Raw genomic sequence first — 11,882 nt, 5'->3', positions numbered from 1 at the left:
AGCGGTCATCCGCTCGGTGCGCGCCCGTTCGGCGTCCGCGCGGGCGTGTTCGAGAGCGGCCTGCTCACGCTCGGCGAGCGCGCGCTTGGCGAGCCGCTGCTGGGCGGCCGCGGTGCGCGCGCTGAGCTCCAGCCGCACCTCGTCGGGTGTTTCGCTCGTCTCGGCGAGCACGCGCAGGGCCTGGTTCAGACGCACCGCGTTGCGCTCGGCCGCGTCGAACTGGCGTCGGCTGTGCCACGACGGCAGCAGGTACACCAGCCACAGGAGCACAGCGACGAGGACGATGACGCCCCCGCCCAGCACCTGCCCACCCATGCAGACCACGGTATGCGACGGATGCCTTCAGCCCCGGCATCCGTTCGCGTGTTGCGCTACGCGTGCAGGCGGTCGGAAGGCGGCACGGTCGCCGCGCCCTGCGGGGCGTGGCCCGAGATCCAGCGCTGCAGCACGCCATCGGGCACGTCTTCCCGCACCAGCGCGAACGCGTAGTGGTCGCGCCAGTCGCCGTCGATGTGGATGAACCGCCGCCGCAGCCCCTCGTAGCGGAACCCGAGCTTCTCGACGACCCGCAGGCTCGCGCGGTTCTCTGGCCGGATGCAGATCTCCATGCGGTGCAGGCGCAGCTCCGAGAAGCACGCGTCGGTCGCCAGCGCCACGGACGTCGGCGTGATGCCGCGGCCTGCGAACCGCTCGCTCACCCAGTAGCCGATGGTCGCCGAGGCGAGGGATCCGCGCGCGATCCCCCACACGTTGAGCTGGCCGGCGATCTCGCCGTCGTACTCCATGACGAAGGGCACCCCGGCGCCGTCACGGTACTGCTGCAGCAGGCGCTTCACACCGGCCCGCATGTCGAACGAGACCGGGCCATCGGGGCTCGTCGCCTCCCACGGCCGCAGCCATCCGCGGTTCGAGAGCAGCTCGTTCTGCAGCACGCGCGCGTCACGCTGCTTCACCAGCCGGATCGACACCGGCCCGTGCCGGCGGGGAGCCGTCAGATCCACATGACCCCCTCGAACGGGCGGCGTCAGAGATTCGCCGCGAACTCCTTGAACCAGGGACGCAGCTCGGGACCGAGATCATCGCGATCTGTCGCGAGCTGCACGATGGCCTTGATGTAGTCCACCCTATCGCCGGTGTCGTAGCGACGGCCACGGAAGACCACGCCCCGCACGCCCGGTCCGTCGGGGTCGGACGCGAGCTCCTGCAGCGCGTCGGTGAGCTGGATCTCGCCGCCCTTGCCCGGCTCGGTGCGCTCGAGGATGTCGAACACGTTCGGCGAGAGCACGTAGCGCCCGATGATGGCGAGGTTCGACGGCGCGTCTTCCTTCTTCGGCTTCTCGACGAGTCCGGTGACGGTCACGACGCCATCGTGCGACGCCTCCTCCACCGACGCGACGCCGTACATGTGGATGTGGTCGGGGTCGACCTCCATGAGCGCGACGACCGCGGCGCCCGTGCGCTCGTGCTCGGCGATCATCGTGGTCAGCAGCTCGTCACGCTCGTCGATGAGGTCGTCGCCGAGCATGACCGCGAAGGACGAATCGCCCACGTGGGCGCGGGCACGCAGCACCGCGTGTCCGAGTCCCTTGGGCTCGCCCTGGCGCACGAAGTGGATGTCGGCGAGGTCGCTCGAGGCGACGACACGCCGCAGGCGATCGTCGTCGCCCTTGTCCTTCAGCTTCTCTTCGAGCTCGGGGACCGAGTCGAAGTGGTTCGAGATCGCGTTCTTGTTGCGCCCGATGATCACGAGGATGTCGTCGATTCCGGCCTGCGCGGCCTCCTCCACGACGTACTGGATGGCCGGCTTGTCGACGACCGGGAGCATCTCTTTGGGCATCGCCTTCGTCGCGGGGAGGAAGCGGGTGCCGAGTCCCGCGGCCGGAATGACGGCCTTGATCGAGGTGTGGGGCATCCCCCGATTGTACGGGGCCGCCCCGCGTCCGCAGTGTCCGCGGGCGGGGCTCGGTATCATGCGCCGTAGAATCGACGGCATGTCCGACGCGATCGCCGACCAGAAGCGAGCGCTTCGCGCCGAACTCCGGGAGCGCCGTCAGCTGCTGTCGGAGCAGGCACGCGAAGCGGCTGCGTCCGGCATCCACGCGCAGCTCGACGCGCTCGTGGCCGAACACGGCGCCCGATCGATCTCGTGCTTCCTGTCGACGACGACAGAACCCGGCACCCGATCGTTCGTGACGGATGCGGTGGCCCGAGGCATCCGCGTGCTCCTTCCCGTCACGCGCACCGACGGACTGCTCGACTGGGCGGTCGCGACGGCCGAGGGCGACATCGCCGAGGGCATGTACGGCCTCCCTGAGCCGGCCGGCGAGCTGCTCGGACCGATCGCGGTGAACGACGTCGACCTGCTCGTGATCCCGGCGGCCGCCGTCGACGGCACCGGGATGCGGCTCGGCTGGGGGCGCGGCTTCTTCGACAAGACGCTCGGATCGATGGAGCGTCGCCCGCCCGTCTACGCGGTCGTCTACGACTCCGAGCTCGTCGACGAGGTGCCCAGCGACATCCACGACCAGCGCGTGACCGGGGTCGTCACCCCCACCCGCACGATCACCCTCGCGCCCGCGCGGCGCTGAACCACCGAGAGAGACATGCCCACCTACGCCTACGCCTGCAAGCACTGCGGCCACCGCTTCGACGCCGTACAGTCCTTCGCCGAGCCCGCCCTCACCGAATGCCCCGAGTGCGGCGGGCCCCTGCGCAAGGAGTACGGTTCGATCGGCGTGACCTTCAACGGCTCCGGCTTCTACCGCACCGACTCCCGCACGGCCCCGTCGGATCCGGGATCCAGCGGCAAGGCCGCTGGCGACTCGTCGTCCACTTCGACATCATCGAAGACCGAGGCGAAGACCTCACCCGCACCGTCGGGAACGTGACCGGCACGCGCCGGAGTCAGAGAAGGGGCCTCCCGTGATCAAGGGATTCAAGGAGTTCATCCTCCGAGGCAATGTCATCGACCTCGCGGTCGCGGTCGTCATCGGCGCCGCGTTCACCGCGGTGGTCAACGCGATCGTGTCGAGCATCATCGACCCGCTCATCGCGCTCGTCTGGAAGCCCGACGAGAACGGCGAGATCGGCATCGCGGTGCAGGGTCTCTGGGGTGAGGTCACCTTCCCCATCAGCGACCTCATCAACGCGGTCATCGCGTTCCTGGCAGTGGCGGTCGTCGTGTACTTCGTGTTCGTCTATCCGATGAACCGCATCAAGGAGCGCGCCGCCGCGAAGGCCGGTGTCTCGCCCGCCGACGAAGAGCCGCAGCTGCCGACCGAGCAGGAGCTCCTGGTACAGATCCGCGACCTGTTGGAGAAGCAGAAGGTCTGATCTCGAGTCAGTAGTGCGGCGGGACGTCGCGCTTCAGGCGCTCGTCGTTCGGCCCCGATGAGATCCCGGATGCCTCGGCCGAGGCATCCGGGATCTCTTCGTCTGCACGAGAGGGCTCCGTGGTCGTGCCAGGAGCGGGCGTCAGCTTCGCGCGGCGCGAACCGGGCACCCGCTCGATGCGCTGCCGGTCACTCTCCGACATCGATCGGCTGCGTCTCGCGGTCGACGCGCGGCGCGTCGGGCGGAACGCCGAGCATGTCGGCGATGCGCCTGGCGACGTCGGCAGGGTCGCGGTACAGGTCGAAGGAGTGCACGCGCACGTAGTGCCAGCCGAGTCGGCGCAGGATCTGCGGACGCAGACGCAGCGACTCGCGCAGCGACTCCCCGATCGTCTCGGGGTCGCTCTCGACCACGACCGCCTTGCCGTCGTACTGCGCGACCAGGGGCAGCAGCCCGCGGTAGTGCACGTCGACCGAGAGGCCCACCCGGCGCAGCTCGCGCGCCAGTGCGAGCGTGAGGGGATCGGCGAGGTCTTCGAGCCGCGCCTCGCGCGCGCGGGCAGCGAGGCCGCCGAGGATCGACATGAGCGTGGCAGCGCCGTACTCGAGGCGCCCGTCGTCGAACGCGGACGGGCGGATCGACGACACGATCACCATCGAGCGGCGCGCGCGCGTCATGCCGACGGTGAGCAGGCGCTCGCCGTCCGGCGTCGACAGATCGCCGAAGTCGCTCAGCACGCGGCCGTGCTTGGTCAGGCCGAAGCCGAGCGAGAAGATCACGCGGTCGCGGCTCTCGGCGACGGACTCCTCGAGCGTGAGCACAGCGAACGGCTCGGCGGTCTCGCGCGAGACGAAGTCCGCCACGTCGGAGCGGCCCGCGAACGCGGACTCGACGGCCGCGCGGATGCGCTCGGCGTGGCGTGCGCTCGCCGTGACGACCATGAGGGACTCGGTGCCGCGGTTCACCGCGTGCTCGACCACGAGCGTCACCACGCGCGCGACCTCGGCGTCGGGGCTCTCCACGGCGCCCGTCACCGGGTCTGGCGTGCCGTGGCCGCCCTCGACGTAATCCACCGCGAGGCTGCCGCGCCCGAGGTACGAGCCTGCCCACGGCAGCGACACCAGCTCTCCGCCGTAGAACGCGTCGTTGACGAGGGCCGCCAGGTCCTCGCCACCGGCGCGGTAGCTGCGCGTCAGCGTCTCGACAGGCAGCAGCTCGGCGAGGCGCTCGAACACGCTCGTCGAGTCGAACGGCACCTCGTCCTCGTCCTCGAGCTCGACCTCGGCCGTGCTCCCCGGGACGGCGGAGCCGGTGCCGCTCCCCGCCGCGACGCGGAACGGCGTCGGCTTCTGGGTGACCGGATCGCCGAACGCGACGATCTGCCGGGCGCGGCGCAGGGCGGGTGCGGACTCGGCGAGGCACAGAGCCCCGGCATCCGCCATCACCACCACGTCGAACACCGCACGATCGGGGATCCGCGGGACCTCGTACGGCGACGCCAGCCACACCGGCGCGAGCGTGCGCGACAGCGACGGGGCGAGCGTGAAGAGCTCGGCGGGCGTGGTCGCGCCGCGCTTCAGGGCGGCCCGGAGCGCCGCTGCCTCCGGCGCGTGGTCGACGATCCCGATCCGCCACTGCGTCGCGAGATGGGCCGCGAGGAGCGGTCCGGATGCCGCGGCATGGGCCTCGTCGACGAGCCGGAAGTCGCGCTCCAGCCGGTCGACCACCGCCGTGTTCGCGCCCAGGACGGCGCGGTCGGTGCGAAGGAGCAGCTCGAGAGCCGACTGCCACCACGCGTACTCGAGCTCGGCGGCGACCTGGTCTTCGGGAACGTGCCGCACCGACAGCTCGAGCAGGAGCGGCTCGAGGCCGAGGGCGGCGAGTTCGCTGCGCAGCGTCGCACGCTCCTTGAGGTTGTCGAACACGTCGGAGTCGGCTGCGAGTCCCGCGAGCGTGCGCACGAGATGCTTCACGGGAAGCGTCGAGAGCCGATCGGCGTCGGTGCGGCCGAGCACGGCATCGAGTTCGGCGAGCTCGGCCTCCACGCGCTGCCACGACACCTGGACGTCGGCGAGTCCGAGCGGCAGCTCCGGCGTCACGCCGGCATCGACATAGCGCTGCCACTCGGTGCGCTGCTGCTGGATGCGCACGAGCGCCTCGTACATGTCGGGCACGTGGACGCCGGGCCGGAGGTACTCACGCGACAGGCGCCGCAGGCGGCGGCGGTTCGGTCCACTCATGTCGGGAGCGTCGCGGCGCGGGGCATGCGCCTGGATGAGCTCGCCCAGCGGGCGCTCGAACACCGTGAGGCTGAAGCGGTCGAGCGAGTCGCGGATGCCCTGCAGCAGCCGCAGGTACGTGCCGAGCTCGGTGATCGTCTGGAACGGCCGCATGCGGGTCTGGCCGATGAGCTCGTACCCGCGTTCGAGGAGGCCGGGCACATCGCTGCGGTGAAGCTTGCCCGCGAGCGCGTGCGCCGCGCGCGCCTGATCCACCGTCGCGAACGTGACGCCGTACCACGGAGAGTCGTCGGGGCCGAAGCGGAATTCGCCCAGACGCGCAGCCGTCGCGAGCTTGGCGGCCGCCTCCGCCCTGGTCGTCGCGAGCGCCTCGAGCGCGTGAGCGTCGAAACGGGCCTGGGTGGACGGCGCGGGTGTGCGCTCGGCCAGCGCTGCGAGCGCGCGAAGGATCTCGAGCACCGACACTCCGAGCGACGGATGCCGTGACGTCACGGCGGTGCGGTAGTCCCGCAGCACTCCGCGCAGGCGCACGAGAGCGTCGTCGATGTCGGCGACCTTCGGCGCCTCGGCCTTCTCGTTGCGGCCGATGGCGCGGATGAGGTCACGCTGCAGCCGGTCGGGAGAGACCGCGAGGCCCGGCAGTCCGACGCCGGCCAGGCGGTGGCGCACGCCGTCGAGCGTGGAACGGCGTGCGCTGACGACGAGCACGCGCTTGCCTTCGCGCACGAGCGCGCCGATCGCGTTGATCACGGTCTGCGTTCCGCCGGTGCCCGGAAGCGTGTGGACCACGAGCGACTGGCCGGCGGCAATGCGCGCGAGCACGCGCTCCTGCTCGGAGTCGGCGTCGAGCAGGAGCATGTCGGCGGCGGGAGGACGCGCGTCCGGGCTCGTGAGCTCGGGGATCTCTCGCCGGACCGTGATGGCCTCGCGGTCGGCAGGATGCCCGGCGAGCGCGTTGAGCACCGGATGGTCGAGGTCGGCCGCGTCGGCGGCCATGCCGCCGCCGACGTCGGCGAAGCTCGACACGAGCAGACGCGGCTTGACCGCATACCTGTCGATCGACGCCGTCAGTGCGCGCAGATGATCGATGACCGGCTGCGGCTTGAACACCCCGCCGTCGTAGGCGAGGGCCGCGAGACCCCCGGCGTCGATCGCGATGCCGAAGTGCGTGCGCATCGCGCGCACGAGCTCGGGGTTGACCGAGAACGTGCCGTGGAGCTTCAGCTCGAAATCGCCGTGGTGCCGCCGGATGGCGAGCGGGCGCAGCAGCACCGGGGCGGAGCACGCCAGGCCGCCGATGCGCCAGTGCGCGAGGCCGACGGCGAGCCGCACCGTGTCGAGCCCGCGGGTCGTGCGCAGTTCGAGGCCCTTCGCGGTGATGCGCTCGGCGGCCAGGCGCGCGTTGCGCAGCGCGACCTCGTCGCGGAAGAGGTTCGACAGCAGCGTCGAGCGCCCGGTGATGAACTGGGGAAGGCTCCCCGGGTGGGCCTTGGTGATCTCGATCGCCGAATCGGCCGCGTCGGTGAAGTGCAGCAGCGTCGAGCGGCCGCCCAAGGCGGCCGACTGCATACGAAGCCGGTCGCGTTCCTGCTCCGCGATATGGACGACCGTGACGTCCGGTTCGGCGAGCCCGAGGTCGCCGGGGGTCACGTCGTACCCGGGCACGGCGTCCTCTGCGCCGACCACGGCGCTCCGTTCTCCTCGCCACACACGAGCCACCCTAAGCGCGACACGCCCAGGCCACTTGCAATGGACCTGAGTTTCGCGGTATTGACGGCGTCGCCGATCGCCGGCTCCTCCCCAGCCGTCTCGGCGCGGCGGCTTCCCACAGTCGTGGACCCCCGCGATCCACGGGCTCCACCTCCGGGCCAGGATGGTGCCATGACCTCGCAGGATCCGCCCCGCTACCGAGTCCACCCCTCGCCGATCGGCGACATCCTGATCGTCACGACGGCCGACGGCATCGTGTCGCTCCACCCTTTCGACGGCCCCCTCCACCCGGAGCTCGAACGCGCGGCGCTGCAGCTGCGAGCTCTCCCCCTCCCCGACGATCCCGCCGCCGACCCCGACGGGGCCGCCGCAGCCGACGCCGCTGCCGCGCAGCTCGACGAGTACTTCGACGGCGAGCGCCGCGAGTTCGACCTGCGGCTGGACTGGCGGCTCGTCCGCGGCTTCACGCGCGCGGCGCTCGAGGCCGTGCGCGACATCCCGTACGGAGAGACGGCCGGCTACGGCGAGGTCGCGATCGCGGCCGGCAGTCCACGTGCCGCGCGTGCCGTCGGTACCGCGTGTGCGACGACGCCCTTCTCGATCGTCGTGCCCGTGCACCGTGTGGTGCGATCCGACGGCTCGCTCGGCGAGTACGGCGGGCATCCCCACGTGAAGCGGTACCTGATCGACCTCGAGCAGGCGCAGGGCGTGTAGGCCGTCCTCGCGCCGCGCGGCCCGGGCGGAACGCTCCACCGGGCCGCGCACTCGTGGACGAGCCCGCAGCCGCTCCGCGGCCCGGTGGTAGGGTCGACGCTACGAAAGCGGGCGAGGATGCCGTCACCCCGGAGGTAGGTAGTCGTGGGCGCGCCACTGTCTGGGTCGGACGCGATCGCGGATCCCGATGTCCATGCCCTGGACCGCGCCGTGGCCGATCTCGTGCGTCGGACGCGGTTCCCCGTCGCCTTCGGCGGTCTCGCGCGAGGCGACGCCATCCATGTCACGTCGATTCACGGCGCCCGCACCCGCAGCCTCGACGGGCTCGTCGTGGAGGCCTCGCGAGGCCTCGGCGGCCGCGCGCTCGTCGAGAAGCGCCCGAGGCTGGCCCTGGACTACCGCTCGGCCCGCAGCATCACGCACGACTACGACCGCGCCGTGCTGGGCGAGGGGATCGCGACGCTCTTCGCCGTCCCGGTGATGGTCGGCGACCGGGCGCGAGGGGTCATCTACTGCGGTTCGTGGGCGGGCGTGCCGGTGGGCGACGTCGTGTCCCGCTCAGCGTTCGCGGTGGCCGACGCGCTGTCGCGCGAGCTGCAGATCCGTGAGGAGGTGCAGCGCCGGATCGCGCGCGCCCCGAGACCCGAGAACGGCGGGCGGATGCCGGCATCCGCCCGCGAAGAGCTTCGGCAGACGTACGCCGAGCTGCGCAGCATCGCCTCGGTCGTCGACGATCCGCTGCTGCGGGCACGGCTTCATCGCCTCGAGCAGCGCCTCGCCGCGCTCTCGCACGACGCCGGCGAGCCGGCGCTCGACCTCGACGTGAAGCTGTCGCCGCGCGAGACCGATGTGCTGGCGTGCGCCGCGCTCGGGGCGACCAACGCCGAGATCGCCGCGGCCCTCGGCCTGCGCGAGGGCACGGTCAAGTCCTACCTCCAGTCGGCGATGGCGAAGCTGGATGCCTCGACCCGGCACGCCGCTGTCGCCACGGCGCGCCGCGCAGGACTGCTGCCGTAATCCGCATTTGCCGCCGCGCGAATTGCGTGCATAATCCGCGTCAGTCGCACGACCCAATAGTCGCGCGCGACAATTGCGCGTATCGTGCTTTCATGGCTCGCAGAATCGTGCATCAGCTCGTCGACGACATCGACGGAACCCTTTTGGAAGTCGGAGAGGGCGAAACCGTCCTTTTCTCGATCGACGGCGTCGCCTACGAGATCGACCTCACCGCCGAGAACGCGGCCGCGCTGCGCGGTGCGCTCGAGCGATACACGAAGGCGGCACGTTCCGTCTCGTCTTCGCGGGCGAGCGCGGGATCGTCCAGCGGGGGCGCGCGCAGGCGGCGCCGCACCGGCCAGCAGGACTACAGCAGCGTGCGCGAATGGGCCAAGCAGAACGGCTACAAGGTGTCGGAACGGGGCCGGGTTCCGGCATCCGTTCTCGAGGCGTACGAAGCGGCGCACTGACGCACGGCCCGTCGCCTTTACGCGCGGCCCGCGGTTTTCGCGCCGGCGGCGAGATGCATCAGAATATCGTCGACTTTCTCTTTCGCGTCGCCGAACAGCATCTGCGTGTTCTCGCGAGAGAACAGCGGATTCTGCACGCCGGCATATCCGGACGCCATCGAGCGCTTGAACACGATGACGTTCTGCGCCTCCCACACCCGGATGACGGGCATTCCTGCGATCGGGCTGCCGGGGTCTTCTGCGGCCGCAGGGTTGACGGTGTCGTTCGCGCCGATGACGAGCACGACGTCGACCTGTGAGAGGTCGTCGTTGATCTCGTCCATCTCGAGGACGATGTCGTAGGGCACCTTGGCTTCGGCCAGCAGGACGTTCATATGTCCGGGCAGCCGGCCCGCGACGGGATGGATGCCGAACCTCACGTCGGCGCCGCGCTCGCGCAGCTTCGCCACGAGGTCGGCGACGCCGTGCTGGGCCTGCGCCACCGCCATGCCGTAGCCCGGCGTGATGACGACCGAGCTCGCATTCGCGAGAAGGTCGGCGGCGCTCTCGGCGTCGATCTCGCGGTGCTCGCCGAGCTCTGCGTCGTCGCTGCGCGGCGCCTCGATGCCGAAGCCGCCGGCGATCACCGAGAGAAACGATCTGTTCATCGCCTTGCACATGATGTAGCTCAGATACGCGCCCGACGATCCCACCAGCGCGCCGGTGACGATGAGCAGATCGTTGTTCAGCAGGAAGCCCGCCGCCGCGGCGGCCCAGCCCGAGTAGCTGTTGAGCATCGACACGACCACCGGCATGTCGCCGCCGCCGATCGACGCGACGAGGTGCCACCCGAGCGCCAGGGCGAGCAGTGTGACGAGCACGAGCAGCCACAGCTCGGGCGTGATGACGTACCAGACGGTGAGCACGAGGAACGCGACCAGCGCTCCGACGTTGAGCACGTTCTTTCCCGGCAGCATCAGCGGCTTCGACGACATCCGCGCCGAGAGCTTCAGGAACGCCACGATCGAGCCCGTGAAGGTCACGCCGCCGATGAAGACGCCGATGAACACCTCGGCGTGGTGGATGTCGGCGAGCGCCCCGGTGAGCCCCGTGTCGTAGAGCGAGCCGTTCCAGCCGACCAGCACGGCGGCCAGCCCCACGAACGAGTGGAGAAGGGCGATGAGCTCCGGCATCCCCGTCATCTCGACGATGCGCGCCCGCCACAGCCCGACCGCGCCGCCCACGACGACCGCGATGACGAGGAGCACGAGACCGGTCGTCGCCGACGGCTCGGCCCAGGCGGCGGCCGCGGTCAGCCAGATCGTCGCGACGAGTGCGATCGCCATGCCGACGATGCCGAAGGTCACGCCGCGGCGACTGGTCTCGTGCCTGCTGAGCCCCGCGAGGCTGAGGATGAACAAGAGCGCGGCGACGATGTAGGCGGCCCCCGCGACCGCACCCGCGACGGCGGTCATCGGGCCTCACCCTTCTGGAACATCGCGAGCATGCGCCGCGTGACGGCGAACCCGCCGAAGATGTTGATGCTCGCTACGAGCACCGCGATCGCAGCCAGGATCTGAACCGTCAGGTCGGGCGCCGTGATCTGCACCATCGCACCGACGACGATGATGCCCGAGATCGCGTTCGTCACGCTCATGAGCGGAGTGTGCAAGGCGTGGGCGACGTGGCCGATGACATAGAAGCCCACGACGATCGCGAGCGTCAGCACCAGGAAGTGCTGGGGCAGCGGGGGCGGCGCGAAGGCGCAGATCGCGAACAGCGCCGCGATGCCGGCCACGACGAGCCACATGCGCGCCCTCGGCGACATCGGGTTCTTCGCCGGGACGCCGGCCCCCGCCCCCGGCAGGGCGGCCTTCGGTGCCGCTGGCGGTGCCGACACCTGCACCGGGGGCGGCGGCCACATCGCCTCTCCCTCGCGGACCACCGTCACCGTGCGCTGTACGACGTCGTCGAAGTCGAGGGCGAGCGTGCCGTCCTTGGCCGGGGTGAGAAGCTTCACGAGGTTCACGAGGTTCGTCGCGAACAGCTGCGACGCCTGCTGCGGCAGACGCCCGGGCAGATCCGTGTAGCCGAGGATCACGACGCCGCCCTCGGTCACGACCCTCTCCCCCGCGACCGACCCCTCGACGTTGCCGCCCTGCGCCGCGGCCATGTCGACGATGACGCTTCCGGGCTTCATGCTCGCGACATCCGCCGCCGTGATGAGCCGCGGGGCCGGCCGGCCCGGGATGAGCGCCGTCGTGATGATGATGTCGACGTCGGCAGCCTGCTCCGAGTAGATCTCGGCCGCGCGCCGGTCGTACGCCTCGCTCGTCGCCTTCGCGTACCCGTCGGCCGATACCTCCTTCGCCTCGTCGGGCACGATGACCTCGAGGTACACGCCGCCGATCGATGCCACCTGATCCGCCACCTCCGGTCG

General features: G+C 70.8%; 12 protein-coding genes and 1 pseudogene. 6 read left to right on the top strand and 7 right to left on the bottom strand.

The window, feature by feature from the left end; translation table 11 throughout:
• The 3 genes and pseudogenes from EIO58_RS06235 to galU form a co-directional block, all read right to left on the bottom strand.
• Positions 1–315: pseudogene (locus EIO58_RS06235) on the bottom strand (large exoprotein); the annotation flags it as partial.
• Positions 316–371: 56 nt separating this feature from the next.
• Positions 372–1,001: a GNAT family N-acetyltransferase gene (locus EIO58_RS06230; protein ID WP_127818786.1), complete on the bottom strand. Its 630-nt coding sequence runs from the start codon at positions 999–1,001 to the stop codon at positions 372–374.
• Between the two features lie 23 nt (positions 1,002–1,024).
• On the bottom strand, positions 1,025–1,912 hold the full coding sequence (gene galU, locus EIO58_RS06225; RefSeq protein ID WP_127818785.1) for a UTP--glucose-1-phosphate uridylyltransferase GalU: 888 nt from the start codon (positions 1,910–1,912) through the stop codon (positions 1,025–1,027).
• Positions 1,913–1,991: 79 nt separating this feature from the next.
• Between galU and EIO58_RS06220 the strand changes: the two genes are divergently transcribed.
• Genes EIO58_RS06220 through mscL form a run of 3 tightly spaced genes read left to right on the top strand, consistent with a single transcriptional unit; the run spans position 1,992 to position 3,333 of the window.
• Positions 1,992–2,588: a 5-formyltetrahydrofolate cyclo-ligase gene (locus EIO58_RS06220; protein ID WP_127818784.1), complete on the top strand. Its 597-nt coding sequence runs from the start codon at positions 1,992–1,994 to the stop codon at positions 2,586–2,588.
• Positions 2,589–2,603: 15 nt separating this feature from the next.
• Complete coding sequence (locus tag EIO58_RS06215; RefSeq protein ID WP_127818783.1) at positions 2,604–2,888, top strand: FmdB family zinc ribbon protein; 285 nt, start codon at positions 2,604–2,606, stop codon at positions 2,886–2,888.
• A 34-nt stretch (positions 2,889–2,922) separates the two neighbouring features.
• A complete protein-coding gene (gene mscL / locus EIO58_RS06210; RefSeq protein ID WP_127818782.1) occupies positions 2,923–3,333 on the top strand; it encodes a large conductance mechanosensitive channel protein MscL in 411 nt (136 codons plus the stop codon).
• Between the two features lie 7 nt (positions 3,334–3,340).
• Here the strand turns inward: mscL and EIO58_RS06205 are convergent, their stop codons facing one another.
• Together EIO58_RS06205 and EIO58_RS06200 are read right to left on the bottom strand one after the other, a co-directional pair.
• The gene (locus tag EIO58_RS06205) at positions 3,341–3,535 is read right to left on the bottom strand and encodes a hypothetical protein (RefSeq protein WP_127818781.1); all 195 of its coding nucleotides are present in this window, start codon (positions 3,533–3,535) and stop codon (positions 3,341–3,343) included.
• On the bottom strand, positions 3,522–7,259 hold the full coding sequence (locus EIO58_RS06200; RefSeq protein WP_127818780.1) for an ATP-binding protein: 3,738 nt from the start codon (positions 7,257–7,259) through the stop codon (positions 3,522–3,524). The genes EIO58_RS06205 and EIO58_RS06200 overlap by 14 nt, the downstream gene beginning before the upstream one ends.
• Positions 7,260–7,454: 195 nt before the next feature.
• Between EIO58_RS06200 and EIO58_RS06195 the strand changes: the two genes are divergently transcribed.
• From EIO58_RS06195 to EIO58_RS06185, 3 genes are all read left to right on the top strand, one after another.
• On the top strand, positions 7,455–7,997 hold the full coding sequence (locus EIO58_RS06195) for a methylated-DNA--[protein]-cysteine S-methyltransferase (protein WP_127818779.1): 543 nt from the start codon (positions 7,455–7,457) through the stop codon (positions 7,995–7,997).
• 144 nt (positions 7,998–8,141) lie between these two features.
• Positions 8,142–9,014, top strand: coding sequence for a helix-turn-helix transcriptional regulator (locus tag EIO58_RS06190; RefSeq protein WP_240658607.1), 873 nt, complete (start codon positions 8,142–8,144; stop codon positions 9,012–9,014).
• A gap of 92 nt (positions 9,015–9,106) precedes the next feature.
• On the top strand, positions 9,107–9,463 hold the full coding sequence (locus EIO58_RS06185) for a histone-like nucleoid-structuring protein Lsr2 (protein WP_127818778.1): 357 nt from the start codon (positions 9,107–9,109) through the stop codon (positions 9,461–9,463).
• A gap of 17 nt (positions 9,464–9,480) precedes the next feature.
• Here EIO58_RS06185 and pntB read toward each other — a convergent pair whose 3' ends face one another.
• Together pntB and EIO58_RS06175 are read right to left on the bottom strand one after the other, a co-directional pair.
• Complete coding sequence (gene pntB / locus EIO58_RS06180) at positions 9,481–10,917, bottom strand: Re/Si-specific NAD(P)(+) transhydrogenase subunit beta (RefSeq protein ID WP_127818777.1); 1,437 nt, start codon at positions 10,915–10,917, stop codon at positions 9,481–9,483.
• Positions 10,914–11,882: Re/Si-specific NAD(P)(+) transhydrogenase subunit alpha (locus EIO58_RS06175; protein ID WP_127818776.1), on the bottom strand; the 969-nt coding region annotated here is incomplete at its 5' end. The genes pntB and EIO58_RS06175, both read right to left, overlap by 4 nt.

It is taken from the genome of Microbacterium sp. CPCC 204701, from assembly GCF_004010105.1.
Taxonomy (GTDB): domain Bacteria; phylum Actinomycetota; class Actinomycetes; order Actinomycetales; family Microbacteriaceae; genus Microbacterium.
The sequence above is the reverse complement of the archived record's forward strand: the minus strand, read 5'-3'. Positions and strand labels throughout refer to the sequence as shown.

Bases quoted from the DNA above. Each gene is read 5' to 3' on its own strand.
- galU (WP_127818785.1), bottom strand. From the start codon at position 1,912: ATGCCCCACACCTCGATCAAGGCCGTCATTCCGGCCGCGGGACTCGGC.
- EIO58_RS06220 (WP_127818784.1), top strand. From the start codon at position 1,992: ATGTCCGACGCGATCGCCGACCAGAAGCGAGCGCTTCGCGCCGAACTC.
- EIO58_RS06215 (WP_127818783.1), top strand. From the start codon at position 2,604: ATGCCCACCTACGCCTACGCCTGCAAGCACTGCGGCCACCGCTTCGAC.
- EIO58_RS06205 (WP_127818781.1), bottom strand. From the start codon at position 3,535: ATGTCGGAGAGTGACCGGCAGCGCATCGAGCGGGTGCCCGGTTCGCGC.
- EIO58_RS06195 (WP_127818779.1), top strand. From the start codon at position 7,455: ATGACCTCGCAGGATCCGCCCCGCTACCGAGTCCACCCCTCGCCGATC.
- EIO58_RS06185 (WP_127818778.1), top strand. From the start codon at position 9,107: ATGGCTCGCAGAATCGTGCATCAGCTCGTCGACGACATCGACGGAACC.
- pntB (WP_127818777.1), bottom strand. From the start codon at position 10,917: ATGACCGCCGTCGCGGGTGCGGTCGCGGGGGCCGCCTACATCGTCGCC.